General features: G+C 62.4%; 26 protein-coding genes and 1 pseudogene. 9 read left to right on the plus strand and 18 right to left on the minus strand.

The features are described 5' to 3' along the window. Position 1: 1 nt before the first annotated feature. The 6 genes from ACZRN6_RS28885 to ACZRN6_RS28910 are packed head-to-tail and all read right to left on the minus strand — an operon-like array spanning position 2 to position 5,849. Complete coding sequence (locus tag ACZRN6_RS28885; RefSeq protein WP_322144596.1) at positions 2-1,369, minus strand: NAD(P)/FAD-dependent oxidoreductase; 1,368 nt, start codon at positions 1,367-1,369, stop codon at positions 2-4. A gap of 20 nt (positions 1,370-1,389) precedes the next feature. Continuing rightward, positions 1,390-2,256 carry a formyltetrahydrofolate deformylase gene (purU, locus tag ACZRN6_RS28890; protein WP_322144597.1) on the minus strand — a complete coding sequence of 289 codons (867 nt, stop codon included), beginning with the start codon at positions 2,254-2,256 and terminating at the stop codon, positions 1,390-1,392. Between the two features lie 31 nt (positions 2,257-2,287). After that, entirely contained in the window at positions 2,288-3,418 is a 1,131-nt protein-coding gene (locus ACZRN6_RS28895; RefSeq protein ID WP_322144598.1) for an aminomethyltransferase family protein, read from the minus strand. 29 nt (positions 3,419-3,447) lie between these two features. Next, complete coding sequence (locus ACZRN6_RS28900; protein WP_322144599.1) at positions 3,448-4,464, minus strand: heme-dependent oxidative N-demethylase family protein; 1,017 nt, start codon at positions 4,462-4,464, stop codon at positions 3,448-3,450. 12 nt (positions 4,465-4,476) lie between these two features. Continuing rightward, positions 4,477-5,406, minus strand: coding sequence for a PDR/VanB family oxidoreductase (locus ACZRN6_RS28905; RefSeq protein ID WP_464009429.1), 930 nt, complete (start codon positions 5,404-5,406; stop codon positions 4,477-4,479). After that, positions 5,403-5,849, minus strand: coding sequence for a dimethylamine monooxygenase subunit DmmA family protein (locus tag ACZRN6_RS28910; protein ID WP_322144601.1), 447 nt, complete (start codon positions 5,847-5,849; stop codon positions 5,403-5,405). The genes ACZRN6_RS28905 and ACZRN6_RS28910 overlap by 4 nt, the downstream gene beginning before the upstream one ends. Positions 5,850-6,096: 247 nt before the next feature. Between ACZRN6_RS28910 and ACZRN6_RS28915 the strand changes: the two genes are divergently transcribed. From ACZRN6_RS28915 to ACZRN6_RS28925, 3 genes are read left to right on the plus strand one after another with little or no spacing between them, the layout of a single operon-like run. After that, a complete protein-coding gene (locus ACZRN6_RS28915) occupies positions 6,097-7,167 on the plus strand; it encodes an ATP-binding protein (protein WP_464009430.1) in 1,071 nt (356 codons plus the stop codon). Then, positions 7,136-7,795 (plus strand): response regulator, encoded by a 660-nt coding sequence (locus ACZRN6_RS28920; RefSeq protein ID WP_322144603.1) that lies wholly within the window; start codon positions 7,136-7,138, stop codon positions 7,793-7,795. The genes ACZRN6_RS28915 and ACZRN6_RS28920 overlap by 32 nt, the downstream gene beginning before the upstream one ends. After that, positions 7,796-8,542 carry a PAS domain-containing protein gene (locus tag ACZRN6_RS28925; protein ID WP_322144604.1) on the plus strand — a complete coding sequence of 249 codons (747 nt, stop codon included), beginning with the start codon at positions 7,796-7,798 and terminating at the stop codon, positions 8,540-8,542. Between the two features lie 111 nt (positions 8,543-8,653). Here the strand turns inward: ACZRN6_RS28925 and ACZRN6_RS28930 are convergent, their stop codons facing one another. The 5 genes from ACZRN6_RS28930 to ribBA all read right to left on the minus strand — a co-directional run bounded on the left by ACZRN6_RS28930 (position 8,654) and on the right by ribBA (position 13,915). Beyond that, a complete protein-coding gene (locus tag ACZRN6_RS28930) occupies positions 8,654-9,808 on the minus strand; it encodes an ABC transporter ATP-binding protein (protein ID WP_464009431.1) in 1,155 nt (384 codons plus the stop codon). A 15-nt stretch (positions 9,809-9,823) separates the two neighbouring features. Continuing rightward, a complete protein-coding gene (locus tag ACZRN6_RS28935; RefSeq protein WP_177046621.1) occupies positions 9,824-10,633 on the minus strand; it encodes an ABC transporter permease in 810 nt (269 codons plus the stop codon). A 6-nt stretch (positions 10,634-10,639) separates the two neighbouring features. Further along, complete coding sequence (locus tag ACZRN6_RS28940; protein WP_464009432.1) at positions 10,640-11,557, minus strand: ABC transporter permease; 918 nt, start codon at positions 11,555-11,557, stop codon at positions 10,640-10,642. Then, positions 11,554-12,579, minus strand: a complete 1,026-nt coding sequence (locus tag ACZRN6_RS28945; RefSeq protein WP_464009433.1) for an ABC transporter substrate-binding protein — start codon at positions 12,577-12,579, stop codon at positions 11,554-11,556. The genes ACZRN6_RS28940 and ACZRN6_RS28945 overlap by 4 nt, the downstream gene beginning before the upstream one ends. A gap of 226 nt (positions 12,580-12,805) precedes the next feature. Then, complete coding sequence (gene ribBA / locus ACZRN6_RS28950; protein WP_464009434.1) at positions 12,806-13,915, minus strand: bifunctional 3,4-dihydroxy-2-butanone-4-phosphate synthase/GTP cyclohydrolase II; 1,110 nt, start codon at positions 13,913-13,915, stop codon at positions 12,806-12,808. Positions 13,916-13,984: 69 nt separating this feature from the next. Here ribBA and ACZRN6_RS28955 point away from each other — a divergent pair, with 69 nt between their 5' ends. Beyond that, positions 13,985-14,278, plus strand: coding sequence for a DUF1330 domain-containing protein (locus tag ACZRN6_RS28955; RefSeq protein WP_322144609.1), 294 nt, complete (start codon positions 13,985-13,987; stop codon positions 14,276-14,278). A 218-nt stretch (positions 14,279-14,496) separates the two neighbouring features. Here ACZRN6_RS28955 and ACZRN6_RS28960 read toward each other — a convergent pair whose 3' ends face one another. The 6 genes from ACZRN6_RS28960 to ACZRN6_RS28985 form a co-directional block, all read right to left on the minus strand. After that, entirely contained in the window at positions 14,497-15,060 is a 564-nt protein-coding gene (locus ACZRN6_RS28960) for an NUDIX hydrolase (RefSeq protein WP_322144610.1), read from the minus strand. Positions 15,061-15,062: 2 nt separating this feature from the next. After that, complete coding sequence (locus ACZRN6_RS28965) at positions 15,063-15,815, minus strand: GntR family transcriptional regulator (protein ID WP_322144611.1); 753 nt, start codon at positions 15,813-15,815, stop codon at positions 15,063-15,065. 158 nt (positions 15,816-15,973) lie between these two features. Further along, positions 15,974-16,459: a flavin reductase family protein gene (locus ACZRN6_RS28970; protein WP_322144612.1), complete on the minus strand. Its 486-nt coding sequence runs from the start codon at positions 16,457-16,459 to the stop codon at positions 15,974-15,976. 12 nt (positions 16,460-16,471) lie between these two features. After that, positions 16,472-17,953, minus strand: a complete 1,482-nt coding sequence (locus ACZRN6_RS28975; protein WP_322144613.1) for an aldehyde dehydrogenase — start codon at positions 17,951-17,953, stop codon at positions 16,472-16,474. Next, complete coding sequence (locus tag ACZRN6_RS28980; RefSeq protein WP_322144614.1) at positions 17,950-18,783, minus strand: alpha/beta fold hydrolase; 834 nt, start codon at positions 18,781-18,783, stop codon at positions 17,950-17,952. Before ACZRN6_RS28980 ends, ACZRN6_RS28975 begins: the two co-directional genes overlap by 4 nt. A 42-nt stretch (positions 18,784-18,825) precedes the next feature. Beyond that, on the minus strand, positions 18,826-19,416 hold the full coding sequence (locus ACZRN6_RS28985) for an amino acid synthesis family protein (protein ID WP_322144615.1): 591 nt from the start codon (positions 19,414-19,416) through the stop codon (positions 18,826-18,828). A gap of 164 nt (positions 19,417-19,580) precedes the next feature. On the opposite strand from ACZRN6_RS28985, the gene ACZRN6_RS28990 reads away from it, so the two are divergent. From ACZRN6_RS28990 to ACZRN6_RS29010, 5 genes and pseudogenes are all read left to right on the plus strand, one after another. Continuing rightward, on the plus strand, positions 19,581-20,462 hold the full coding sequence (locus ACZRN6_RS28990; RefSeq protein ID WP_464009435.1) for a Bug family tripartite tricarboxylate transporter substrate binding protein: 882 nt from the start codon (positions 19,581-19,583) through the stop codon (positions 20,460-20,462). A gap of 249 nt (positions 20,463-20,711) precedes the next feature. After that, entirely contained in the window at positions 20,712-21,581 is an 870-nt protein-coding gene (locus ACZRN6_RS28995; protein ID WP_464009436.1) for an isocitrate lyase/PEP mutase family protein, read from the plus strand. A gap of 179 nt (positions 21,582-21,760) precedes the next feature. After that, complete coding sequence (gene tauA, locus ACZRN6_RS29000) at positions 21,761-22,747, plus strand: taurine ABC transporter substrate-binding protein (RefSeq protein WP_464009437.1); 987 nt, start codon at positions 21,761-21,763, stop codon at positions 22,745-22,747. A gap of 82 nt (positions 22,748-22,829) precedes the next feature. After that, positions 22,830-23,327 (plus strand): annotated as a pseudogene (locus ACZRN6_RS29005) (TauD/TfdA family dioxygenase); the annotation flags it as partial. Between the two features lie 14 nt (positions 23,328-23,341). Next, positions 23,342-23,839 (plus strand): P-loop nucleotide/nucleoside kinase family protein, encoded by a 498-nt coding sequence (locus ACZRN6_RS29010; protein WP_322144619.1) that lies wholly within the window; start codon positions 23,342-23,344, stop codon positions 23,837-23,839. Positions 23,840-23,940: 101 nt separating this feature from the next. Here ACZRN6_RS29010 and paaZ read toward each other — a convergent pair whose 3' ends face one another. Next, complete coding sequence (gene paaZ, locus ACZRN6_RS29015; RefSeq protein ID WP_464009438.1) at positions 23,941-25,995, minus strand: phenylacetic acid degradation bifunctional protein PaaZ; 2,055 nt, start codon at positions 25,993-25,995, stop codon at positions 23,941-23,943. Positions 25,996-25,999: the final 4 nt, after the last annotated feature.

Consider the following 25,999-nt stretch of genomic DNA (forward strand, 5'->3'; position numbering starts at 1 on the left):
ATCAGCCAACCGACTTGATGGGCGTCGCGGGCTCGCCCAGGTACGCCGCCATCGAGTCATCCAGCGCCTGCAACCACGGTGTGTGGTGGGCTGGCGATTGGGTGCCGGTCATCAATGAGCGATAGGATTTGTCGCGATAGCCCATGATGTTTTGCGCCTTGTCATGCTTCCAGTGCAGAAAGGTTTCGTTGACGGCGGCGATGTCGAAGTTCGGGTAGTCGGTGGCATCCACCAGGTGCTGGATATACGCCCCCTGGTACTCGAACATCTGCTGGTTGGTCTCCAGGGTCTGTTCCCGTGCGTGCCATTGCTGGCTGTCGGCGGCTTGCTCGGCCTGGCTCGGCAGCGCGATACGCCCCAGGATCACGTCGCGGGCATACCAGGCCTGGGCATCGAACATGTTGAAGGAGTACCACTGGTCCTGCATGCCGAGGTAGATCAGGCGTGGGTTGGGCTCCCAGAACACGCCCTTGTAGAGGTTCATCGGCCACAGGCGGTTGTCGGTCTTCAGGCTCAGTTCGTCGGGCAGGAACGGAAAGTGATGCTTGTAGCCGGTGCACAGGATCACCGCGTCGATGTGCTTGCTGCTGCCATCCACAAAGTAGGCGCGGTTGTTTTCCAGGCGCTTGAGCAGCGGTTTTTCTTCCCAGTTATCGGGCCAGGCATAGCCCATGGGCGCGGTGCGGTAGCAACTGGTGATGCTGCGTGCGCCGTACTTGTAGCACTGCGAGCCGATGTCCTCGGCCGAATAGCTGCTGCCGACAATCAACAGGTCTTTGTCCTTGAACTCCAGCGCCTCGCGAAAATCATGCGCATGCAGAATGCGCCCGGCGAACTGTTCGAAGCCGTCGAAGTACGGCACCTTGGGCGTGGAGAAGTGGCCACACGCGTTGATCACGTAGTCGAATTCTTCACAGGTCAGCGTGTCGCTGTTGTAGTCGTGGGCCTGCAGGGTAAAGCGCTGGGTCTGTTCATCGAAGGTGACTTGGCGCACCACATTGTTGAAGCGGATGTAGTCGCGTACGCCGGCTTTTTCCACCCGGCCCTTGATGTAGTCCCACAACACCTCGCGCGGCGGGTAGGAACCAATGGCCCGGCCGAAATGCTCTTCAAAGGTGTAGTCGGCGAACTCCAGGCATTCCTTGGGGCCGTTGGACCACAGGTAGCGGTACATGCTGCCGTGCACCGGTTCGCCGTTTTCGTCCAGGCCGGTGCGCCAGGTGTAGTTCCACATGCCGCCCCAGTCCTGCTGTTTCTCAAAGCACACCAGTTCGGGAATGGCGGTGCCCTGGTCGCGGGCCGACTGGAACGCACGAAGTTGTGCCAGGCCGCACGGGCCGGCGCCAATGATTGCTACACGTAGAGTCATGAGCGTGCTCCTGAAGGGTTTCAGCGAAAGATCACTGTCTTGTCCTGATTGATGAATACCCGGTGTTCCAGGTGGTATTTCAGGGCTTTGGAAAGGGCGACGGTCTCGGTGTCGCGGCCAATCGCAACCAGCGAGTCGGGCAGGTGGGTGTGGTCGACGCGCTGGATTTCCTGCTCGATGATTGGCCCTTCATCGAGGTCGCTGGTGACGTAGTGGGCGGTGGCGCCGATCAGCTTTACGCCACGGTCGTAGGCCTGGTGATAAGGCTTGGCGCCCTTGAACCCGGGCAGGAACGAGTGATGGATATTGATCGCCCGCCCCGACAGCTGCTGGCACAGGCCGTCGGACAGAATCTGCATGTAGCGGGCGAGCACCACCAGGTCGGTCTGGGTGTCTTCGACGATGCGCATCAGCTCGGCTTCCTGGTTGGCCTTGCTGTCTTTGGTGATGGGCAGGTAGATGAAGCGGATGCCTTCGCGCTCGGCCATGGCCCGCAGGTCGAGGTGGTTGGAAACCACGGCGGTGATGTGCATGTCCATCTCGCCCTTGCGGTGGCGATAGAGCAGGTCGGTGAGGCAATGGTCGAACTTGCTGACCATCAGCAGTACCCGGGTGGGCTGGCGCGAGCTGAATAACTGCCACTGCATGTCGAAGCCGCCGGCAAGGTCGCCCAGGCCTTCGCGCAGCGCGCCGATATCACCGCTGACCAAGGTGTTGAAACGGAACACTGCGCGCATGAAAAACTGCCCGGTGAACTCATCGTCAAATTGTGCCAGCTCGCTGATGTAGCACTGTTGGCGGGCCAGGCAGGCGCTGATTGCTGCGACGATACCGGACGCCGCCGGGCAGGTGATCTTGAGAATGTAATGTTCGCTGGAGGCGTCCATCGGTGGCTCCTGAAATGAAATGAAGGAAGGTTCAGCCCTTGGCCGTGCGTTTGGCTTTTTCCGGGTCGTCAAAGGGCAGGGCGTGAGTGGCGGCGGTGCCTTCGAGGCTGCCGCGCACCTGCAGCGCAATGCCGGGTTGCGAGCAGGCGACGCTCATGCGTGCGATGGCCATCGAGCGTTTGCTGAGGCGCGAATACATGCCGCAAGTGACCACGCCGACTTGCTGGCCGCCGTGCCACAGGGTGTCGCCGGCCTCGGCAGGGCGTACGCCGTCGAGCAGCACCCCGGTGATCTTGAAACGCTCCTGGCCGCGCAGGCGCAGGTGTTCTTCCGCGCCACGAAACGCTTGCTTGCCAGGGGAGACGGTGAAGTCCAGGCCCATTTCCCAGAGGGTGTCGCCGGCTTTCTGGTCGGCGAAGGGGTACATCTGCGAGTTGTCGTAGGGGAAAAACATCAGCGAGCTTTCCACCCGCAGCCAGTCCAGGGCGGTGAACGCACACGGGATAATGCCCAGGCTCGCGCCCTGTTCCAGGATGGCGTCCCACAGCGCTGGCGCATCGGCCGCCTTGCAGAAAATCTCGTAGCCGCGTTCGCCGGTGTAACCCGTGCGGGAGATCATCACCGGGCGGTCGAAGAGGCGGGTTTGCAGGTGATGGAAATACGCTAACTGGCGGATGCCGGGCACGTGCTCGGCAAGAAAATCCACTGCCAGCGGGCCTTGCAGCGACAGGTCGTGCAGGTCGTCATCGAACAGCACCGCCACTTGCCGGCCCTGGGCAGAACGCACCAGCATTTCATGCCCCGTGCCGGCGCCATGCACCACCATGAATGCGTTGGGCCCGGTGCGGTAGACGATGCAGTCATCGACAAATTTGCCGTCCTCATCGAGCATCGAGGCGTACACCGATTTGCCGGGGTAGAGCTTGGCGATATCGCGGGTGGTCGCCCACTGCAACAGGCTCTCGGCGTGGGGCCCTACGTAGTGGACTTTTTTCAGCCCCGACACGTCCATCAACCCGGCGCGGGTGCGGATCGCCTGATGGTGGTCGGCCAGTTCGCTGGTGTAGGTCCAGGCGGTGCCCATGCCGTTCCAGTCTTCGAGGTTCGAGCCGAGGGCGCGGTGCCGCTCGGCCAATGCAGAAATACGCCATGAGTGGGTCATGTAAGGATCCTTTTGCTGGGAAATGAAGGTCAGGCGTGCGGGTCGAATTGGCTCAGCCACTCCACCAGCGTGTGTCGGTAGCGGGTCATGCCCTTGTAGTCGGCGATGGGCTCGGGCAGGTCGCGCAGCACGCGGTGCAGGCGGCAGCCCCAGCCGGGTTGGGTCACCAGTTCCTGCATGCTGATCAGGTAAGTGCGGATGCTGAACATCACCGCGTTGCTGCGGGGCAGGCGCGCCATCACTTGCAGCTCGACCCGCAGGTGCACCTGTTGCCCGACGTTTTGGGCGGTGATCTGGCCTCGGTCCGCGCCCCATTCATGAAAGGTCTCGGGGGATGAGTCCAGGCGCGGGTTGATGGTCAGGGTCCAGTTCAGGCGCCGCACGGGCTGGCCGGCCTGCAGGTTGAGCAGGTACTTCAGCGCACGCTCGAACACGCCCAGTTGATGGGCCATGGGCACCGGTGCATGCCACTGCTTGAAGCTCATGCCGGCGTCGAAGGCCAGTGACCAGTCGGCCGGGCCGGTGATCAGGCCTGCGTCCATGTACAGGTCGCCGTCGCGCTGGTCGAGCAGCGCGAAGTCTCCTTGCACCTGGCGCCCGATGAATTCCAGCGGCTCACAGGGCAGGCTGGTGGCATCGCCAAATACAAAGTGCTGGTTGATCTCCAGCAGGCGGTTGCGCCAATGCCAACGGTCGCCATCACGCGCCAGGCTGAACCACTGCGGGTAGTCGGCGGCCAGGTGCTCCATGAGCATCTGCAACGCATCCCAGGCGGCCACTTGCATGTGTGGCAACACCAGGTAGCGACGCGGGTCCTTGTCCAGCACCAGCGCGCGCTCGGCCATTTCCGAGCGGTAGTGCTCGTCGATGTCAAAGCCATGCTCATAGATCGAGCCGGGGTCGCGCGAGGTGGCCGGCTCGATATTCACCGAGTACAGGTAACTGTCTTCGATAAACGGAAAGGGAAAGCGACGAATTGCCGTCGGGCTGTTGTGAAAGCTGAAGTCATCCCGATAGCTCAACACGGGGCTCGTTTGAAGAGGCATGGTCAACAACTCCTAAAGGTCCAGCGAAACGCATGGGCCGTTGCCGCGAGAGACGCAGGGCATCAGAAAATCGGCCTGTTCGGCCGGGGTGAGGAAGCTGTCGCGGTGTTCGATGGCGCCGCCCATGTGGCGCGTCATGCACTGGCCGCACACCCCGCCGCGGCACAGGTTGGGCACCTGCAGGCCGGCGGTTTCCAGGGCTTCGAGCAGGCTCTGTTCAGCCTCGACCCGCAGGCGCCGGTCACTGCGCAACAGGTGCAGGTCGAACGGTTGGCCCTGTTGGGCGCCCTTGAATGCTTCCGAATGCACACGTTTGGGCGGCCAACCGAGGCGCGCGGCCTGGTGCTCGACGGCGTCGAGCAGGGACTGCGGGCCGCAGGTGTAGACGTGGCTGCCCAGCGGTCGGTTGCCAAGGATTCGGCTCAGGTCCGGGCGGCTGGCGTAGGTATGCAGGCGGGCGCCGAGGCGCTGTTGCAACTCGTCCAGGTAGGCGTCGCTCAGGCCGGGGCGGAACAGGTAATGCAATTCGAACTCGGCCTGCTGGTGTTCGAGGGCTGCGATGTAGGCCATGAACGGCGTGATACCGATGCCGGCGGCGATCAGGATGTGCCGGCGGGCCGTGGCGTGCGGTGCAAACAGATTGGCCGGTGGCGAGATCTGCAAGGTGTCGCCGACCTGCACTTGCCGATGCAGGTACTGCGAACCGCCACGGGAAGTGTCTTGCAGGCGCACGGCGATACGATAATGCCGGTTGTGCGCCGGGTCGCTGGTCAGTGAATAGGCGTTGCGCACCTTGCCTTCGGCCAGCGGCAAATGCACCTGCACATGGCTGCCGGGCGAGAAGCCGGGCAGGGCGCCGTCGCACGCCACCAGGGTGAACTCGCGCACCACCGGCGTGAGCATTCTCGCCGCGCTGACCCGCACGTTGAGGGACGCGCTCATGGCTGAAACCCCGCATAAGGCTTGTCGGGGTTGTTGCACACGCCCAGGTAAGCCCCCAGCCGCCTGGAAAAATGCCTGCGTACTTCCAGCCCGACATGGCAACCGATGCAATTCAGCAAGGGTTCCGGCCCGCCTGCCTGGATCAGCCCACAGTGGGCGCAATACACCAGGCGCTCGCCGGGCAGCGAGCAGGTCAGGTTGATCTCATCGTCTTCAAGGCCCGCGGCGCGTGCGTCGCCGTGGATGCGCCACACGAACGCTTCATCGCCCAGCAGGTACAGCCGACACCCCACGGTTGCGCTGGCCAGCACCTGCTGCAAGCGCCGGGCGAAGTCTGGCTGGTCGCCGATCAGCACCAAAGGTTGGTCCAGTGCCGCGACAACTTCGATGCCGACGGTTGCCGATTGCATCACCACGATGGGGCGGTTGTGGGGGTGGTTCATGCGGGCTCTCCAAGGTGCGTTTTGTTTCCTGTTGGGAGAGATACTTTCCTATGGGGAAAATCTTCTCAATCTGGAAAAAGGGCTATGCCTTTGGAGATAAGCCTTGCGCGACGACCGTGCGGGGCATGGAAGTTGCTGGTCTTAACGTAACGTTGAGCATCCGGGCGGGGAGTTATCGAGAGTGCGAACACGACAGCAATGGTGGCCGCTCTGGTTGGGGCCTGTGCGCCCCGAACAGGCACGTAGCGTGCGCAGGCTGCTGGCCGGGTTGCCTTTGGGCCAGGCGCACGCTGACGGTGCCTTGTCGGGTTTCGTGGACCGTTTCGACGCATTGTTGCCCGCCGGCAAGCTCACCCTGATCTTTGGTGGCGAAGACCTGGGGCCGGCCCGGCGCGGGTTGATCGAAGGCTGCCAGGACGTGGCGCGCTGCCCTTGGCGTGACGCCACCGCAGCCGACACGCCCGAGGCTTGTGGCCCATGCCGGCACCGGGGCGTGCATCGCCTGGTATGCGCCTTGCCGGAGGGGCACAAGGGCGTGTTGCTGCTCGACACCCCCCGCCGGGCCGGCGCCAGTTGGCGCCAGCTCATGGAGGAGGCCGCGCAGGCAGTCGGTGTCACCGTACGCCTGCGCAGCCACACTCTTGAGCAACAGCGCAAACAAGCGACGTCCCGGCACGGTGCGCTGGCCCGTGAGCTGCACGATTCGGTGGCGCAGCAGTTGGGTTACCTGTCGTTCCAGGCCCACGGGCTGCACTCGCAACTGGGCGAACCGGCGCAAGCCAGCGCCGGCCTGCAGGACCTGTGCGCGGGCTTGAGCCAACTGCAGCGCCAGGTGCGCGAACTGATCACCAGCGCCCGCCTGACCATGGACGGGCGCTCGCTGCGCCAGGCGCTGGCCGACTCCGTCGCGGAGTTCTCGCGGCGTTGCATCATCGTGTTCGAACTGGATAACCGCCTGGCCGACGACGCCCTGAGCCCGGAAACCGAGTTGCAGATTCTGCAGATTATTCGTGAGGCCCTGGCCAACGCAGTGCGTCATTCCCACGCGCGGCACGTGCGTATTGAACTGCGCCAGACCCAGGATGGCGATGCATCGGTGTCGGTGGAGGATGACGGCATTGGCCTGAGCCAGGCCTGCGGCGAAGACAACCACTTCGGCCTGGCGATTATTCGCGAGCGCGCCGCCAGCATCGGCGCGCGGCTGACCATTGAAGCGATCCGCCCGCACGGGGTGCGCGTGCACCTGGGCCTGAATCGCAACCAAGACCTGCCACAGGGGAGTCTCGATGGACTGCACGACCTTATTACTGATCGATGATCACCCACTGTTTCGCAAGGGCCTGGCGCAGTTATTCGATGCCAGCGATGACTTCGAAGTGGTGGGGCAAGCGGCCAGTGGCCGTGAAGGCATCAACCTGGCCGTGAGCCTGACGCCGCAGCAGGTCCTGCTGGATTTGCACATGCCGGGCCTCAGCGGTTTGCAGGTACTGGATGAACTGCGCCAATTGCGTCTCGATTGCCAGGTGGTGGTGCTGACCGCCTCGATGGACCGCGCCGAATTGCTCAGTGCCTTGCGCCTCGGCGCCAGTGGTTATGTGCTCAAGGAAACCGAGCCCGATGCGTTGTTGGCCTACATGCGCAATTGCCACAAAGGTGCGATTGTGCTGGATGCGGCCTTGATTGCGCTGCTGGCTGACCAGGCCGCACCGGCGCAACACTGCGAGGCTGCGGGCAGTGGCAACCTCACTGAGCGCGAAGGCCAGACCCTGGCATTGATCGCCGCCGGCATGAGCAACAAGCAGATCGGCCGGGAACTGGGGATCAGCGATGGCACGGTAAAAATCTATGTGCGCAGCCTGTTGCAAAAACTCGGCCTGCACTCGCGGCTGGAGCTGGCGGCCCGGGTGCACAGCGGTGCATTGATGAAACACGAGGAGCGCCATTAGATGAGGGAAAGCCCCGAAGCCTTTGAGCAGGCCCCGCCGGCGCACCTGATGGATCGCTTTCCGGCCGCCCTGCTCGAATTGCGCGACAACGGCCAGATCGCGCACTTCAACCTGGCCTGGGCCGAGCTGATGGGGCAGCCGGGTACGGAGCGCAACCTGATGGATTACGTGCACCAGGAAGACCGCCCGTTGTGGCGCCAGGCCTTGAACGAACTGCGCCGGCGCCCCGACACCTCATTCAACCAGCGCCTGCGTTTTGTGCATCCCTGTGGCGAGTTACGCTGGTTCGAGGTCAGCCTCAAGCGCGGCGCGCAAGGGTTCTACCTGGTGGCGGGTGATGTGACGGCGCACAAGCGCCGCGAGATTGCCTTGCAGGCCAGCCAGCGCAGCAGCATGAGTTTGCTCGACAGCATGCCGGGGCTGGTCTATCGGGGGCGCAACAACCGCGACTGGACCATGGAATTCGTGAGTGCCGGGTGCCTGCAATTGACCGGTTACCCTGCCGAGCGGCTGGTGGACAACCATGAGTTCACCTACAACAGCCTGATCCTGGCGCAGTACGCCGATTACGTCTGGCGCGAGGTGCAATATGCGTTGTCGCGGCACGAGCCGTTCGAACTCAATTACCAGATTCGCTGCGCCGATCAGTCGATCAAGCAGGTGTGGGAGAAAGGCGTGGGGATTTATGCCGATACCCGCGAGGTGCTGGGAATCGAGGGGGCGATTTTCGAACGTAAAACCTTGTGATGAGCGGGCTTGCCCCGCGTTGGGCTGCCCAAGCAGCCCCATCAATCTGTGGTGAACCCGACGGGGGACACGCCCCCTCACCACAACCAGCCCGTTCCCACAAAGGCTGACTCAGTGTGCCCCGGCAGCCTTGTTCAAATCACTTTGCGCCCACTGCGTATACACACACGCATCCGCCGTGGCCCAGCGCACCCGCACCGGGTCGCCGGCCCTGAGCGGCATGCCCGCGGCAGACAAGGCCTTGACCGTCATCGAGGTGCCGCCCAGGGTTTTCACCGCGCAGGTCTGGCTTTCCCCGAGGAACAGCACTTCGCCCACGATCGCTGATACTTCATTCCAGCCCGCCGCCAGCGGCTGCCCGGCGGCCTGTTCGACGCTCAACGCCAGGGCTTTTTCCGGGCGCACCATCAGTAGCACGTCCTGATCGGTACGCAGCCCGGCGGTCAGACGGATCGACACGGGATGGCCTTCGAACATGCCGACCGCGTTGCCCTGGACCTTGAGCTTGAGGAAGTTGGAGTTGCCCAAAAACGAGGCGACAAACGCATTCGGTGGGTTCTGGTACAGGTCGAAGCCGCTGCCCAGGCCGACGATCTTGCCGTGGCTGAAAATCGCGATGCGCTGGGACAGGCGCATGGCTTCTTCCTGGTCGTGGGTCACGTAGACAATGGTGATGCCCAGGCGCCGGTGCAACTGGCGCAGTTCGTCCTGCAAGTCTTCACGCAGTTTCTTGTCCAGGGCGCCGAGGGGTTCGTCCATCAGCAGGATGCGTGGTTCATACACCAGCGCCCGGGCGATGGCGACACGCTGCTGTTGGCCGCCGGAGAGTTGCGAAGGGCGGCGATGAGCAAACTCTTCCAGCTGCACCAGCTTGAGCATGGCGTCCACGCGCTTCTCGCGCTCGGCGCTCGCCAGTTTGCGAATCGCCAGGGGGAAGGCGATGTTGTCGCGCACCGACAAGTGCGGGAACAGCGAGTAGCGCTGGAACACCATGCCGATGTCGCGCTTGTGCGGCGGTACATTGACCAGCGATTGGTTGCCCACCAGGATCTCGCCGCTGCTCGGCGTTTCAAAACCGGCGAGCATCGACAGCGTGGTGCTTTTGCCCGAGCCGCTGGAGCCGAGGAAGGTGAGGAATTCGCCGTCCTTGATGTCCAGCGAGATGTTGTCCACGGCGGCAAATTCGCCGTAGTACTTGTTCAGGCTGCGCAGGCTTACCAGGGGTTGCTCGTTGCCTTGCGCGGACTCTTTGATTACTGCACTCATGTTCTTCTCCTGGGCTCAGGGCCGGGTTTCGGTGCGCCGGCGAACGGCGGCGGCAATCACCATGACCAGCACCGAGAGGCCGATCAGCAACGTCGAAGCGACGGCGATCACAGGCGTCAGGTCCTGGCGCAGGGTGGTCCACATTTTTACGGGAAGGGTTTGCAGGGTCGGGCTGGCCATCATCACGCTGAGCACCACTTCGTCCCACGAGACCAGAAAGGCGAACAGCGCGCCGGCCACCATCCCTGGGCGAATCGCCGGGAAGGTCACCTTGAACACCGCCTGCAAGCGCGACGCGCCGCAGATCACCGCAGCGTCTTCAATTGATTGATCGAACAGCTTCAGCGAGTTGATGATCGAGATGATGGTGAACGGCAGCGCGACGATCACATGGCTGACCACAAAGGCGAACATCGTGCCGGTGTAGCCGAGTTTGAGGAACAGCGCGTACACCGCTACCGCAATGATCACCAGCGGCACAATCATCGGCAGGGTGAACAGCCCGTAGAGTAACTCGCGGCCGGGGAACCGCCCGCGCACCAGGGCAAATGCGGTGGGCAGGCCCAGCGCCACGGCAAACACCGTGGTCAGCACCGCGACCTTGAGGCTGGCCACGGCGGCGTTCATCCAGTCGGGGTTGGAGAAGAACTGGCCGTACCATTTCAGCGTCCAGCCGGGCGGCGGGAAGACCAGCCATTGGGACGAACCAAACGAGAGCAGCACGATGAATACGATCGGCAGCAGCAGGAACAGCCCAATCACACCGGTGGTGGTATACAGGCCCAGGCGCATCCTGCGGCTCATGGCATTGGGAGTCAGGAGCATGACGGCTTACCTCGCGTTGCTGGCGCCAACCGGGGATTCCGGCTGAAGCTTCAGGTAGAAGTAGAACAGCACCAGCGTGATGAAGATCAGCAACGCGGCCCCGGCACTGGCCAGGCCCCAATTGAGGAACGACTGCACCTGCTGAATGATGAACTCAGGCAGCATCATGTTTTGCGCACCACCGAGCAGCGCCGGGGTGACGTAGTAACCGAGGGACATCACAAACACCATCAAGCCGCCGGAAAACAGCCCCGGCCGGCACAGCGGCAGGAACACCCGGAAGAAGTTGATCCAGGGGCTGGCGCCGCAAATTGAGCCGGCCTGCAGGATCATCGGGTCGATGGCCTGCATGGTCGCCTGCAACGGCAGCACGATAAACGGAATCATGATGTAGCTCATGCCGATTACCACGCCGGTCAGGTTGTGCACCATTTCCAGGGGTTGATCGATGATGCCCATCGCCATCAGCGCCTTGTTGATCACGCCGGAGGCCTGCAACAGCACCAGCCAGGAGTACGTGCGGGCGAGCAGGCTGGTCCACATCGACAACAGCACAATGCTCAGGATCCAGCGTCCCCAGCCGCGTGGCACCAGGGTAATGGCCCACGCCAGCGGAAAGCCCAGCAACAAGCTGAACAGGGTCACCAGGCCCGCCACCGAAAAGGTGTTGAGCAACACCCGGGCGTAGGCCGAGTTGGCGAACAGCTGTTGGTAATTGCCAAGCCCCGGCACCGGCTCCAGCACGCCGCGCAGCAGCAGGCCGATCAGCGGCGCCAGAAAGAACAGACCAAGGAACAGCAAGGCCGGGATCAGGTTGCTTGAACCGCGCCAGCGCTGCGCCAGGGACGGCGAAACGGCTTTACCGCCAGCCTTGCCGGCAGCGCCAACGGCGCTCCCGGAGGGCGTGGTTGCCGTCATTTTCATTTGACTAGCCATTCATTCCACCGTGTCGCAATGGCCGGGCCGTTCTTGGCCCAGTAGGCGAAATCGAGGGTGATCTGGTCCTTGGCATACGCCGTCGGCAGGTTGGGCGCCAGGACTGAATCCAGGCGCTGCACGCTGTCGATCTTCACCGGTGCATAGGCGGTCAGGTTGGAGAAGTCTGCCTGGCCCTTGGCGCTGCTGGCGCTGGCCAGGAACTTCATGGCCGCCGCCTTGTTTTTCGAGCCCTTGGGTACAACCAGAATGTCGGCCATCACCAGGTTCTGCTTCCAGCTTACGCCCACTGGTGCGCCGTCTTCCTGCAGCGCGTGAATGCGTCCGTTCCAGAACTGGCCCATGCTGACTTCGCCGGAGGCCAGCAGCTGTTGCGACTGTGCACCGCCACCCCACCAGACGATGTCTTTCTTGATGGTGTCGAGTTTCTTGAAAGCGCGGCCCAGGTCCAGCGGGTACAGCTTGTCGGCGGGTACACCGTCGGCCAGCAGGGCCAACTCAAGCACGCCCGGGCTCGGCCATTTGTAGAGGGCGCGTTTGCCTGGGAAGGTCTTGGTGTCGAACAGGGCGGTCCAGTCCTGGGGTTTGCCGGCGCCGAGCTTGCTCTCGTTATAGCCCAGCACGAAGGAGAAGAAGAACGAACCCACGCCGTGGTCAGACACGAAGCGCGGGTCGATCTTGTCGCGCTGGATCACCGAGAAATCGAGGGGTTCGAGCAAGCCTTCGGCGGCGGCACGCAAGGCGAAGTCGGCCTCCACATCCACCACGTCCCACTGCACGTTACCGCTTTCGACCATGGCCTTGAGTTTGCCGTAGTCGGTGGGGCCATCCTGGACCACGGTGATGCCGCTGGCCTTGCTGAACGGGTCGGCCCAGGCCTGCTTCTGCGCATCCTGGGTGCTACCGCCCCAGCTCACGAAATTGACGCTTTCGGCTGCCAGGGCCACGTGGGAGGCCGTGGCCAATAAACCCGCGAACAGCACCGCGGTTGCACGTTTGTTCAACACCATTTTCACGCCCTCATTTGTTTTGTTATTGAGCGGGCTTGGTAATGCCCGCCTATCGGGAGCAGTAGGTCCAGCGGGGCCTCTAATCGGGCCCCAAAGGGCGACCGTGCCAAGGGCTGTTATTCGTGCTTTCCCTGGCGGGCGCACTTGGCAGGAACGTTCGGTCTATGGAATGTCATATTATGGTATTCCAAACTTTGTGCAAGCATTTTGCCTTACCGGTTATCCGTCATTCGGTGAAAGGAATGCTCTCGACCACCTCAAGGTCGTAGCCGGTCAAACCGGCGTATTTCAGGGGCGGGCCGAGGTGGCGTAGTTTGCCGACGCCGAGGTCCTGCAAGATCTGCGCCCCGGTACCGACTTCGGAATAGATGCGTGATTGCGAGCGGTTGAATTGCCGGGGCGCCTGGGTCAGTTGCGGCACACGCTCCAGCAGTGCCTGGGATGACTCATGATTGGCCAGCACCACCACCACGCCGCAGCCTTCGGTGGCCACCCGCTGCAAGGCGGCCCACAACGTCCAGTTGGACGGGCCGCTGTATTCAGCGCCGACCAGGTCGCGCAGCGGGTCGATCACATGCACCCGCACCAGGGCGGGTTCGTCGCGGCGCAACTGGCCCATGACCATCGCCATGTGCACGCCGCCTTCGATGCGGTCTTCGAAGGTGATCAGGCGAAACGTGCCATGCACCGTCGGCAGGTCGCGTTCGCCAATGCGCACCACGGTGCGTTCGGTGCTCAAGCGGTAGTGAATCAGATCGGCGATGGTGCCGATCTTGATCCCGTGCCTGCGGGCGAATACTTCCAGGTCGGGACGGCGGGCCATGGTGCCGTCATCGTTCATCACTTCGACGATCACCGAGGCCGGCGTATGCCCGGCCAGGCGCGCCAGGTCGCAGCCGGCTTCGGTGTGGCCGGCGCGGGTCAGTACACCGCCGTCCTTGGCGCGCAGCGGGAAGATATGGCCCGGTTGCACAATGTCTGCAGGGCCGGCATTAATGTCGACGGCGGCCGCCACGGTGCACGCGCGGTCAGCAGCAGAAATACCGGTGGTGACGCCGACGGCCGCTTCGATGGACACGGTAAATGCGGTACTGAACACGCTGCTATTGCTCGGCACCATCTGTTCCAGGGCGAGGCGCTGGCAATGTTCATCGGTGAGTGTCAGGCAAATCAGGCCACGGGCTTCACGGGCCATGAAGCTGATAGCCTCGGCGGTGCAGCAGTCGGCAGGCAGCAACAGGTCGCCTTCGTTTTCCCGATCTTCGTCGTCCACCAAGAGCACCATCTTGCCCTGGCGGTAGTCTTCGATGATTTCTGCAATGCTGTTGAACGACATGTAGGGTGCTCGAATTGTTGGTTGTATGTATTATGGTATACCATAAAATCTAATCAAGAGGATGTCACGATGAAGGCGTACTGGATTGCCCATGTGAATGTGGCGGATGCAGAGCAATACACGCAGTACACCCAGCGCGCACCGGCGGCGTTTGCGAAGTTTGGCGGGCGTTTTCTGGCCAGGGGCGGGCGCAGCGCCGCGATGGAAGGCGGGCCTGCGACGCAGCGCAATGTGGTGATCGAGTTCGACAGCTACGACCAGGCGGTGGCGTGCTATGAGTCTGAGGAGTACCAGCAGGCGAGGGCGCACCGAGAAGGCGTGGCTCAGGCGCAGATCATTATTGTGGAAGGCTTGGCACCCTAGGTTTATCAGGTGTAAAGCGATTCAAATGTGGGGCTTGCTGTGGTGAGCGGGCTTGCTGTGGTGAGGGGGCATGCTGTGGTGAGCGGGCTTGCTGTGGTGAGCGGGCTTGCCCCGCGCTGGGCTGCGAAGCAGCCCCATTAATCTGTAGTGAACCCGAAGGGCTACAAGCCCCCCCACCACAGCCAGCCCCCCATTTTGAACCGAGTCCGGTCTGAACATCAGCGGATAAAGTGAATCCTGCCGCTGTCGTCGTTGCCGATGTAGATGCCGTAGACACCGGCCTGGCGTTCCTCGATATAACGTTCGAGGATCTGCCGAATCGCCGGGTAGTAGATGCTGTCCCAGGGAATATCCTCGGGCGCGAAGAATTTGTAGTCCAGGGTTTCCGGGCCGAACTGGCCGGTAATCTCCAATGCGACGGCGCGAAAGATGATGTACACCTCGCTGATCTTCGGCACGCTGAAGATCGAGTAGGGCGACACGATCTCTGCACGCACGCCGCTTTCTTCCCAGACCTCCCGCAGTGCCGCCTGCTCCGTGGTTTCGCCACCTTCCATAAAGCCGGCCGGCAGCGTCCAGGTGCCAGGGCGTGGCGGGATCGCCCGTTGGCACAGCAGGTACTTGCCGTCCTGCTCGATGATGCAGCCAGCGATGATCTTCGGATTAACGTAGTGGATGTAGCCGCAGCCGCGGCACATCAGGCGCTCATGCGTATCGCCCGGCGGCAGTTGGTGACCTAAATCACTGCCACCGCATTTCGGGCAAAAGCCTGGGCTGAACACGGTCAGTGACCTATGCGCGGTTCTTTAAGCGCGATAGGCAGGATGATCTCGGGAATCTTGCCGGTCTCTTCCTGCTTGCGCTTGAGGTAATCCAGGGCAACGGCGGCGGCGGCGCGCACATGGTCGACGCAGGCCTGGTGGGCCGCCAGCGGGTCGCCGCTCTTGATCGCCTGCACCATGCGTTCCATTTCCTGGTTGCTGGTACCGCGACGGTTTTCCTGGGACACCGACGTGGCGCGCAGGTAGCTGATGCGCGCCTGCAACTGACGCAGCTGGGTGGCGGCGACATGGTTGCCAGACCCTACCAGCAGGACGTCGTAGAAACCCTGCACCGAGTCGATGACTTGTTGCAGTTCACCGTCCTTGAGGGCCTTGCGGTTTTCCTCCAGGGCTTTTTCCAGGGCCTTGATGTCCTTGGCCTTGGCACGCAGGGTGAACAACTGCACGATCAAGCCTTCAAGCACGCAGCGCAGTTCGTAAATATCGACGGCATCGGCCAGGGTAATGATCGCCACCTGCGGGCCCTTGGCATCGGCGAATTCCACCAGGCCTTCCGACTCCAGGTGACGCAAGGCTTCGCGCACCGAGGTGCGGCTGACGCCGAGGCGGTCGCACAGGTCGCGCTCCACCAGGCGGTCACCCGGCAACAGCTGGAAGTTCATGATGGCGCTGCGCAGTTTCTCCAGCACGATTTCGCGCAGGGTAACAGGGTTGTGATTGACCTTGAAGCTGTCGTCGAGTGGCAGGCGTTTCATGGGGTCTGCTCTGAATGGGGCGGTTAACTGGAGGCCTCGGCACCGGCTTTGGCAAAGGCTTGAGGGGCCAGCCGGGGCCGATTGAGGGCCAAAATCTTCGGCAAGTTTATCACGCTGCGTTCTTTAAGCGACAAACCCTCACCGCCCCCGGCGTCTGCTCACGCCAGTGTTGGTAGCGGGCCCAGCTTGCCCTTGTGGTAGATCATCGGCGTCACCGGTTGCTCGGGGAGGATCAGGTTCTTTACTGCGCCTACGATGATCGCGTGGTCGCCGCCGTCGTATTCGCGCCACAGCTCGCACTCGATAATCGCCGTGGCGTTGGCCAGCAGTGGGTTGCCCAAGTCGCTCAGGTGCCACTCGATGCCCTTGGCCTTTTCCTTGCCTTTGCTGGCAAACGCATAGGCTTCAGCCGTCTGGTCGGCAGACAGCAGGTGAATCGCAAAGCGCTTGCTGTCGCGCAGGATAGGGTAGGTGTCTGACGCATAGTTGGGGCAGAACAGCACCAGCGCCGGGTCAATCGACAGCGCGCTGAACGCACTGGCGGTGATACCGACGATGCCGCCCTCCGGGTCCAGGGTGGTCACCACCGTGACGCCGGAAGGAAACGAGCTCATGACGTCTTTGTAAATGCCGGGTTCGATCATGGTTGGGGTCTCTTAGCGCATCACGAAAGGGTCAGGCATCGGGGCCTGGGAAAGGTTGATCCACACCGTCTTCAACTCGGTGTAGGCCAGCACCGAATCGATGCCGCTTTCGCGTCCATAGCCACTGTTCTTGAAGCCGCCGATGGGCGCCATGGCCGATACGGCGCGGTAGGTGTTGACCCAGATGATGCCCGAGCGCACGTCCCGCGCCAGCCGGTGGGCGCGGCCCAGGTCGCGGGTCCAGATGCCGGCGGCCAGGCCGAACTGCGAGTCGTTGGCGATGGCCAGGGCCTGGGCTTCGTCCTTGAAGCGGATGACCGACGCCACCGGGCCAAACACTTCTTCTTGCATGATCTTCATCGAATTGCTGTCGCATTCGAACAGTGTCGGCTCATAGAACCAGCCGTCGCCGAGGTTCTGCGGGCGCTTGCCGCCGGTGCGCAGGCGCGCGCCTTCGGCGATGGCATCGGCCACCAGGCCTTCGACCACGGCCAGTTGCTGCGCGGTGGCCATGGGGCCCATTTCGCTGGCGTCGTCCTGTGGGTTGCCGATGCGAATGCGTTGGGCACGCTCCACCAGGCGCTCGACGAATTCGTCATAGATTTCATCCTGCACCAGTAAGCGCGAGCCAGAGACGCAGCTCTGCCCGGAGGCGGCATAAATGCCGGCAATGGCGCCGTTGATGGCGCTGTCGAGGTCGGCGTCGGCAAAGATGATATTCGGGGATTTGCCGCCCAGTTCAAGGGACAGCTTGGCGAAGTTTTCGGCGCTGCTGCGCACCACATGCCGTGCCGTAGCGGCGCCGCCGGTGAAGGCGATCTTGCGCACCAGCGGGTGGCGGGTCAGGGCCGCGCCGGTGCTGGGACCGTATCCGGTGACCACGTTGACCACACCCGGCGGAATGCCGGCTTGCAGCGCCAGGCGCGCCAGTTCAAGAATGGTCGCCGAGGCGTGCTCCGATGGTTTGATCACGATGGTATTGCCCGCCGCCAGGGCCGGCGCGAGTTTGATCGCGGTCAGGTACAGCGGGCTGTTCCACGGAATAATCGCGGCGACCACGCCCATGGCTTCATGCACGGTGTAGGCAAACAGGTCGGGCTTGTCCAGCGGCAGGGTGCCGCCTTCGAGCTTGTCGGCAAGGCCTGCGGTGTAGTGGAAAAATTCCGGCAGGTAACTGACCTGGCCGCGGGTTTCACGGATCAGCTTGCCGTTGTCACGGCTTTCGAGCTGCGCCAGTTGCTCCTTGTTCTCGGCGATCAGGTCGCCGAGACGGCGCAACAGCTTGCCCCGTGCGGTGGCGGTGAGGCCGCGCCAGGCCGGGCTTTCGAAGGCGCTTTGCGCGGCGTTCACGGCGCGCTCCACGTCGGCTTCGTCAGCATCGGGCAACTGCGCCCAGGGTTCGGCCAGCGCCGGGTTCAGGCTGTCGAAGGTCTTGCCGGACAGGGCGTCAACCCATTCGCCGCCGATGCACATCTGGAAGCGTTCAAGTGTCATGCCACGATCCCCTTTATCGGGTGTTGTTGGGAGTGTGCCGTTTCGAGGAAGCCCAGCAAGAGCTGGTTGACCAGGCGCGGCGATTCGACTGGCATCATATGCCGTTGCTCCGGCAAAACGGCCACGGTCGCGCCGGGAATACGCTCTGCCAGTTGCCGGGCCATTTGCGGTGTCGAGCCGGGGTCCAGCTCCCCGGTGGCGACCAGCGTCGGCGCCTGGATGCTGCCCAGGTCGTCGGCGCGGTACATGTCCTGGGTCGCGAACAGTTCATAGGTGGTCAGGTAACCCTGAGGGTCGTTGCCCGCCAGGGTCTGGCGCAACGCAGCAATCTGCGCCGGGTTGGCGGCCTGGTATTCACGGCTGAACCAGCGCGACAGGGCGGCTTCGGCGTTCGCGTCGGGCCCGTGTTCAGCAGCCTGGGCGGTACGTGCGATCACCCCGGCGCGCTGCTCGGGGCTGCGATTGAACACACTGTTAAGCACCACCAGGCTTTGCAGGCGCTGCGGGTAATGCAGGGCAAAGGCACGAGCCACCAGGCCGCCCATGGAAAACCCGATCACCGTCGCCAGGGGCAATTGCAGGTGGTCGAGCAGTTCCAGCAGTTGGTCGGCATAGCCCAGCAGCGGCGTACCGCTCTGCGGGCGGGGGCTGGCGCCATGCCCGAGCATGTCATAGGCAATGACGCGGTACCGGGTGGCGAGGCCGACCACCTGGCCGCCCCACATTTCTTTATTCAGGCCCACGCCGTGGATCAAAACCACAGGCTGGCCTTGGCCGGTCGCCAGGTAACTGGTGCCAGCCGGGGTACGTTCAGCGGTGAGCCGAATCATGGAGCGCTCCTGCATGCCTTTTTATTTGAGTGCCGGTCTTGCTTACTGGGCTTTTTCAGCCGCCAGCTCTTCCAGGTCGATGTAGCGATTGCCGATGCGCGGGTGTAGGCGGCCACCGTCGGCGCAGCCCAGGACCACGACGATTTCGTCGGCGCGGGGCGCGTCTTCAATCTTCATTTCCAGGGTGATGTAGTGCGAGCGCAGGCCTTCGTCGTCCTTGTGCATCATCGGCACCTGTATCGACGTGCCCGGGCCGCCGCGCTTGTTGGTGAAGCTCAGGTAGCTCTTGGCCTTGACTGCTTCGCGATAGTGGTTGCCGAAGCGCAGGGTATGGATGATCGCCGAGGCGTGCTCGATCTCACCGTCAGCACCGACTACGGCGGCCTTGCCGTAGGCCTGGATCTTGTCGGCGCCGCCGATAATCCCCACCAGGCGCTCCACCATCAGTGCGCCGAGATCGGAGCAGTTGGCACGGATTTCCGGTTTCAGGTCTTCTACGAAACCACGGCCCAGCCATGGGTTTTTCAGCACGACGGCGAGGCCGACCATCTTCACCGGCGTATCCGAGGCCTTGCCGCCTTCGATAAGGGTTTCTTCTACATAGCTGACGATTTTGCGGATTTCGAAACTCATGAACGGCTCCATTTGAGGCGGGTGATTTGCGTATGATGGTATACCATAATACGAGAAGCGCAATAGAGTGATGTTCATTGCTCTGCGGGTCAGCTGACAAATGGCTGGTAATCGGCCCGCCCACGGGGTCAAATCCCGCTTCAGTCACCTTCTTCGAGGCCCCCATGCAGTCTGAATCCGCCCCGTTGCCACTGCGCATCCTCATCGGCTTTTCTCCGCGCAGCGCCTCCGACGACTTGCTGCGCAGCATGGCGCCCGCATTTACCGCAGCGCTGGGCCGTGAAATCCGGATAGAGCTGATGCCCGGTGAACTCGGCGCCATCGCTGCCCGCGCATTGATCGCCAGCCCCGCAGACGGCAATACGCTCCTGGTTGCGACCTTCGGCACCCATGCCATCAACCCCAACCTGCGCTCCGACCTGGGCTATGACCCTCTACGGGACTTCGCGCCGGTGTGCCTGGCTACCCGTTCACCGCTGGTACTCGGCACGCGTTTGTCCCTGGGTGTCAACAACGTGCAGGCGCTGATTGAATTGGCCGCGCGGCAGACGTTGACTTACGGCAGTTCGGGTACCGGCAGCGCGCCGTACCTGGCCGGGTTGCTGTTCGAAAAACTGACCGGGGTAAAACTGCTGCACCGGGCTTATCCGGATACGCGTGATCTGTATGTAGCGCTGGGGGAGGGTAGTTTGGACTTGAGCTTCAACAACGTGGCCACCATGCTGGCGCCGGTGCGCGCGGGGCAACTGCGTGCACTGGCGGTTACCACGCCAGTGCGATGTACCGCATTGCCCCATGTGCCAACGCTGGAGGAAGCAGGGTTGAGCGGTTATGCGCTGAATAACTGGCTGGGCTTTGTTGCCCCGGCCGGCACTTCAACCCAAGCCATAGCGTGGCTCAACCAAGCGATAGCCGAGGCGTTGAAGGCGCCCGAGACCCAGGCGCTGCTCAGGGAAAACGGGATTGATGAAGTGAGCGGCACCGCGCAGCAGTTTGCCCGTCACCTGGACGATGAATTGACGCGCTGGGCGTGGTTGCGCGGCTAGCGTTTCTGCGCACGCCCCAAGCCTCAACGGCTGCCAGTTGTTCTACTTCATCGAGCAGCCGGGCGAGCATCGTGTAAGTGGCTATTTTCAGGGCGGCTGGGTACACATCGTTGGTCGACTGCAAGGCCTGAACGTGATGTATAAGTTTCTCAATCGTCATCAACCATCTTTTTGGGGCGTGATACGCTAGCCATACTTTTGAATTGGCACTGGTCGTTCCCGCGTATACGGCGACAGTGAGGAGTGAACATGTCGAAAATTTCCCACCATGATCTACGGCGCTCGTTTCGCGAGTTGCTCGCCTCCCAAAACTGCTTTCACACCGCCTCGGTGTTCGACCCGATGTCGGCCCGGATCGCTTCGGACTTGGGCTTCGAAGTCGGTATCCTGGGTGGCTCGGTGGCTTCGCTGCAGGTACTGGCTGCACCGGACTTCGCGCTGATTACCTTGAGTGAATTCGTCGAGCAGGCCACTCGCATCGGCCGGGTGGCGCAGCTTCCGGTGATCGCCGACGCCGACCACGGCTACGGCAATGCGCTGAACGTGATGCGCACCGTCCAGGAACTGGAGCGCGCAGGCGTTTCGGCGCTGACCATTGAAGATACCTTGCTGCCCGCGCAGTTCGGGCGCAAATCCACCGACCTGATCAGCACCGAAGAGGGCGTGGGCAAGGTCAAGGCAGCCCTGGAGGCCCGAGTCGACCCGCAGCTTTCGATCATCGCGCGGACCAACGCCGCGGTGTTGCCGGTGGAAGACGTTATCCACCGCACCAAGGCGTATCAGGAAGCCGGCGCAGACGGAATCTGCATGGTGGGTATTCGTGACTTCGACCACCTTGAACAAATCGCTGAAGGCTTGACGGTTCCGCTGATGCTGGTGACCTATGCCAACCCGAACCTCAATGACAATGCACGCCTGGCCAAGCTGGGGGTGCGGATTGTGGTGGCCGGCCACGGAGCCTACTTTGCCTCGATCAAGGCGACCTACGACAGCCTTCGCGATCAGCGCAACCTCACGCGCAGCACGTCAAACCTGACGGCCAGCGAGTTGACCCATACCTATACGTTCCCCGACACCTACGTGAATTGGGCCAAAGAGTTCATGGACGTTCAAGAGTAAGCAAAGGGCGCATGCGCGGTGCTTGACTCATCGCGCCCAAGCGCCTGTATCCTGTCTAAGCTAATTCCATAAAATTATTTATTTTATTCTTTATAGATCAATATCATCTAACTGAGTTGACCCTTGAAGCGGCGGGACCCGCGCCGCTCAAGTCTTATCCGCTCAGGAATCTATAAAAAATGAAGACGCTTAAACTGGCCCGCAATCTCCTCTCGGCCGTAGGCCTCGCTGTCCTTTCCCTAAGTGCTCAATCCGCTGACCTGACCATCGGCTATATCAACGGCATCGACCCGATCAAACGCGCGATTGCCGATGGCGAATATGAACAGGGCATTGGCCAGAAAATCGATTGGCGTAAATTCGATGCGGGCCCGGCCGTGCTGGCCGCCATGGCTTCCGGGGATGTGCAGATCGGCAACCTCGGTTCAAGCCCGCTGGCCGCGGCGGCTTCGCGAAACATGCCGCTGGTGGCATTTATCGTCAGCGCACAGATCCGCAGCTCCGAAGCGCTGGTGGTGCGCGACGGCAGCGGGATCAAGACCCCTGAAGACCTGATCGGCAAGACCATCGCCGTCCCCTTTGTGTCCACCTCCCACTACAGCTTGCTGGGCGCGCTGAAGCACTGGAACCTGGACCCGCGCAAGGTCAACATCGTCAACCTGACCCCTGCACAAATCACCGCCGCCTGGGCCCGTGGCGACATCGACGGGGCGTTTACCTGGTCACCTGCCCTGGGTGAAATCCGCAAGACCGGCAAGATCCTCACGGACGCTGCCGAGGTGTCCAACTGGGGCGCCCCGACCTTTGAAGTGTGGGTCGCGCGTAAGGATTTCGCCGAAAAGAACCCGAAGGTCGTGGCCGACTTTGCCAAGGTCAGCCTGGCAGCGATTGCCGATTACGCGGCGCATAAAAAGGACTGGACCGCAGATTCTGCTCCGGTGAAGAGCATCGCCCGACTCACAGGCGCCAATGCTGCAGACATTCCCGAGTTGCTCGAAGGCTCTTCGTTCCCGACAGCCGCCGAACAAAAAAGCGCCGAATACCTCGCTGGCGGCACCGCCAAGGAAATCGGCAAGACCGCCGAGTTTCTGAAAGAGCAGGGGAAAATCGAAAAAGTCCTGCCTGACTATTCAGCCTTTGTCAGCGACAAGTTCATCGGGGAGTAGTCATGGGCCTGACGCTTCATCCACTTGGCCCTACCATCGGCGCCGAGGTTGAGGGGCTGGACATGTCCCTGCCTCTGACTGATCAACAGCACAAGTGCCGGCGTTCGGCGGCGATACATTGTGGGCCAATGGCGTAGCTGCGTTCGACGCGTTATCGGCCCCCATCCGGCACCTGCTCGACGGCCTGACCGCTACCCATGAGTTGACCAAATCATTTCCCACCGAGCGCTTTGGCAGTACACCTGAAGCACTGGAGCGCTACGAAAAAGCCAGGAAGGATCATCCGCCGCTGCCACACCCGGTGGTCAGGACACATCCCGCCACGGGCCGCAAGGCGCTGTTTGTGAATGAAGGTTTTACCACGCGAATCAATGAGCTTGAGGCCGCGGAAAGTGACGCGTTGCTGCGCTTGTTGTTCAGCCATGTGAGCCGTCCGGAATTCACCGTGCGTTGGCGATGGCAGGCGAATGATGTAGCGTTCTGGGATAACCGCATTACCCAGCATTACGCGATTGATGATTACCGACCAGAAAGGCGGGTGATGCACCGTGCGACGATTTTGGGTGATGTGCCTTTTTGATGGAGGATCAGTCGATGGACCTGCCCCTGGTGATCAACCCGGACGACTACCTGGAAACTGAGTTTGGCAGGGAGTTCACGCCTGAGCGCAACCGACAGGCATGGCAGCTTGCCTATGCGCGCTTGAGGCACGAGCTGTCACGCGCGGGGCAGGGCGCACATCTGTACGTGGTCATGGGCGTGCAAGGTGCCGGCAAGTCTCGCTGGGTCTCGGAAAACCTTGATCGGCTGGGGCGCGGCGCGATCGTCTTTGATGCGGCCTTGCCGGCGCGGCGTCATCGGGAGGAGCTGCTGTCCATCGCCAGGGAATATGCAATCCCGGTGAGCGGGATCCTGGTGAGTGCACCGCTGGCGTTGGCGTTGGCGCGAAACGCCCAACGCAATGCTGACAAGAGAGTGCCGGAGGACGCGCTGAAAAGCGTGTTCAGCCTGCTTGAGCCACCGAGTGAAGACGAAGGATTTGTACGGGTACAAATCATTGAACAACACTCGAGTCTACCCACATCCCTGTAAACAGCCTGCATCAGGTCTTGGTGAGTTTCGTTCCAGTAGCCGGCTTGCCTCAACGTTCCTTCACGTACCAACCGGCTTTTTCAAGCCGGTTCAGTGAGCGGTCAGTCCTCGCGCTTCACCACCAGCGTCAAGATGTCATAACTGGCCACCAACTCACCCAACTGGTTGGTTACCTCCACATCCCACGCCACCACGCCTTGCGGAATGCCCTGCGGGCTCTTCTTGCCCTGGTCGATCTTGCGCTTGCAGGTCAGCCGCGCCTGGATGGTGTCACCAATGCCTACCGGGTTGATAAACCGCAGGGTATCGAGCCCGTAGTTCGCCAACACCGGCCCCGGTGCCGGGGATACGAACAGCCCTGCCGCCGCCGACAGCACGAAGTAACCATGGGCGATGCGTTTGCCGAATTGCGACTCCTTGGCGGCGATGTCGTCGAAGTGCATGTAGAAGTGGTCGCCCGACAGGCAGCCGAAGTTCACCAGGTCGGCCTCGGTGACGGTGCGGCGGTGGGTCAGCAGTGATTCGCCAATCTGCAAATCCTGGAAGAACCGGCGGAACGGATGCACTTCGGTCTCGATCACCTTGGCACCGCGCACGTATTCGCCGGTGACGGCCGCCAGCATGGTGGGCGAACCTTGGACCGCTGCACGTTGCAGGTAGTGTTTCACCGCACGCAAGCCGCCGAGTTCTTCGCCGCCACCGGCACGGCCCGGGCCGCCGTGTTTGAGTTGTGGCAGGGGCGAGCCGTGCCCGGTGGACTCGGCGGCAGACTCGCGGTCGAGCACCAGCAGGCGGCCGTGCCACGCGGCGGCCACCGGAATGGCTTTGGCCGCAATCTGCGGGTCTTTGGTGATCAGACTCGCAACCAGGCTGCCTTTTCCGCGTGCGGCCAGGGCCAGGGCTTCGTCCAGGTCATCGTAGGCCATCAAGGTGCTGACCGGCCCGAAGGCTTCGATGTCATGCGCGCCGCCTTCAGCATGCGGGTCACGCGCTTGCAGCAAGGTCGGCGCGAAGAACGCGCCCTGGCTGACGTTTTCACCGCGCGGTTCAAACCCGTCACGGGCGCCGAACAGCATATCGCTGCTCTGCAACAGGCTTTCCAGGCGTTCGGCCACGTCTTTGTGCTGGTCGTGGGAGGCCAGTGCACCCATGCGCACGCCTTCCACCGACGGGTCGCCAACCACGACTTTTTCCAGGCGCTCGCGCAGGCGGGTGGCGACGGCATCGATGTGCTTGGCCGGCACGATAGCGCGGCGAATGGCGGTGCATTTCTGCCCGGCCTTGGTGGTCATTTCCCGGGCGACTTCCTTGATGAACAGTTCGAACTCTTCGTCATCCGGGCTCACGTCCGGGGCGAGGATCGCGCAGTTCAGCGAGTCGGCCTCGGCGTTGAAGGGCACCGAATTGCGGATCAGGTTCGGGTTGACCCGCAGCTTGGCGGCGGTGTCGGCGGAACCGGTGAAGGTCACCACGTCCTGGCCTTGCAGACGGTCGAGCAGGTCGCCGGTGCTGCCGATCACCAGTTGCAGGCTGCCCGGTGGCAGCAGGCCGGATTCGTCCATCAGGCGCACCACCGCCTCGGTCAGGTAGCTGGTGGCGCTGGCGGGCTTGACGATGCAGGGCATGCCGGCCAGGAAGCTTGGGGCGAATTTTTCGAGCATGCCCCAGATCGGGAAGTTGAACGCGTTGATGTGCACCACCACGCCGCCACGGGGCACCAGGATATGCGTGCCGGCGAAGCTGCCCAGTTTACCCAGCGGCATTGCCGGGCCTTCGTGGACGATATTGCCCGACGGCAACTCCCGCGAGCCGAGGCTGGCGTAAGTGAACAGCGTACTGTTGCCGCCCTCGATATCGATCCAGCTGTCGGCGCGGGTCGCGCCGCTGTGGTGGGAGAGGGCGTAGAGCTGCTCTTTGCGCTCGCTGAGGTACAGCGCGATAGCCTTCAGGCGCTGGGCCCGTTGCTGGAAGTCCAGCGCCATCAGCCCGCTGACGCCCTGGCGACGCCCGTGTTCGATGGCTTCGGCGAAGTCCGGGCGCTCTTCATGAGTGCGCGCCAGCTCATGGCCGTCGATGGCGCTGCGCAGCACTTGGGCGCCGTGTTGGCCGATCCAGCGGCCAGCGATAAAACTTTGCAGGGTAGGGGCGTGAGGCATCACG

The organism is Pseudomonas sp. A125, assembly GCF_055409485.1.

What these genes read in the sequence shown, in the direction of transcription:
- ACZRN6_RS28970 (WP_322144612.1), bottom strand. Translation starts at nt 16,459, where the DNA reads ATGATCGAACCCGGCATTTACAAAGACGTCATGAGCTCGTTTCCTTCC.
- ACZRN6_RS28985 (WP_322144615.1), bottom strand. Translation starts at nt 19,416, where the DNA reads ATGAGTTTCGAAATCCGCAAAATCGTCAGCTATGTAGAAGAAACCCTT.
- ribBA (WP_464009434.1), bottom strand. Translation starts at nt 13,915, where the DNA reads ATGTCGTTCAACAGCATTGCAGAAATCATCGAAGACTACCGCCAGGGC.
- ACZRN6_RS28965 (WP_322144611.1), bottom strand. Translation starts at nt 15,815, where the DNA reads ATGAAACGCCTGCCACTCGACGACAGCTTCAAGGTCAATCACAACCCT.
- ACZRN6_RS28920 (WP_322144603.1), top strand. Translation starts at nt 7,136, where the DNA reads ATGGACTGCACGACCTTATTACTGATCGATGATCACCCACTGTTTCGC.
- ACZRN6_RS29010 (WP_322144619.1), top strand. Translation starts at nt 23,342, where the DNA reads ATGGACCTGCCCCTGGTGATCAACCCGGACGACTACCTGGAAACTGAG.
- ACZRN6_RS28925 (WP_322144604.1), top strand. Translation starts at nt 7,796, where the DNA reads ATGAGGGAAAGCCCCGAAGCCTTTGAGCAGGCCCCGCCGGCGCACCTG.
- paaZ (WP_464009438.1), bottom strand. Translation starts at nt 25,995, where the DNA reads ATGCCTCACGCCCCTACCCTGCAAAGTTTTATCGCTGGCCGCTGGATC.
- ACZRN6_RS28945 (WP_464009433.1), bottom strand. Translation starts at nt 12,579, where the DNA reads ATGGTGTTGAACAAACGTGCAACCGCGGTGCTGTTCGCGGGTTTATTG.
- ACZRN6_RS28895 (WP_322144598.1), bottom strand. Translation starts at nt 3,418, where the DNA reads ATGACCCACTCATGGCGTATTTCTGCATTGGCCGAGCGGCACCGCGCC.
- ACZRN6_RS28935 (WP_177046621.1), bottom strand. Translation starts at nt 10,633, where the DNA reads ATGCTCCTGACTCCCAATGCCATGAGCCGCAGGATGCGCCTGGGCCTG.
- ACZRN6_RS28905 (WP_464009429.1), bottom strand. Translation starts at nt 5,406, where the DNA reads ATGAGCGCGTCCCTCAACGTGCGGGTCAGCGCGGCGAGAATGCTCACG.
- ACZRN6_RS28930 (WP_464009431.1), bottom strand. Translation starts at nt 9,808, where the DNA reads ATGAGTGCAGTAATCAAAGAGTCCGCGCAAGGCAACGAGCAACCCCTG.
- ACZRN6_RS28900 (WP_322144599.1), bottom strand. Translation starts at nt 4,464, where the DNA reads ATGCCTCTTCAAACGAGCCCCGTGTTGAGCTATCGGGATGACTTCAGC.
- tauA (WP_464009437.1), top strand. Translation starts at nt 21,761, where the DNA reads ATGAAGACGCTTAAACTGGCCCGCAATCTCCTCTCGGCCGTAGGCCTC.
- ACZRN6_RS28995 (WP_464009436.1), top strand. Translation starts at nt 20,712, where the DNA reads ATGTCGAAAATTTCCCACCATGATCTACGGCGCTCGTTTCGCGAGTTG.
- ACZRN6_RS28940 (WP_464009432.1), bottom strand. Translation starts at nt 11,557, where the DNA reads ATGAAAATGACGGCAACCACGCCCTCCGGGAGCGCCGTTGGCGCTGCC.
- ACZRN6_RS28980 (WP_322144614.1), bottom strand. Translation starts at nt 18,783, where the DNA reads ATGATTCGGCTCACCGCTGAACGTACCCCGGCTGGCACCAGTTACCTG.
- ACZRN6_RS28955 (WP_322144609.1), top strand. Translation starts at nt 13,985, where the DNA reads ATGAAGGCGTACTGGATTGCCCATGTGAATGTGGCGGATGCAGAGCAA.
- purU (WP_322144597.1), bottom strand. Translation starts at nt 2,256, where the DNA reads ATGGACGCCTCCAGCGAACATTACATTCTCAAGATCACCTGCCCGGCG.
- ACZRN6_RS28885 (WP_322144596.1), bottom strand. Translation starts at nt 1,369, where the DNA reads ATGACTCTACGTGTAGCAATCATTGGCGCCGGCCCGTGCGGCCTGGCA.
- ACZRN6_RS28910 (WP_322144601.1), bottom strand. Translation starts at nt 5,849, where the DNA reads ATGAACCACCCCCACAACCGCCCCATCGTGGTGATGCAATCGGCAACC.
- ACZRN6_RS28990 (WP_464009435.1), top strand. Translation starts at nt 19,581, where the DNA reads ATGCAGTCTGAATCCGCCCCGTTGCCACTGCGCATCCTCATCGGCTTT.
- ACZRN6_RS28975 (WP_322144613.1), bottom strand. Translation starts at nt 17,953, where the DNA reads ATGACACTTGAACGCTTCCAGATGTGCATCGGCGGCGAATGGGTTGAC.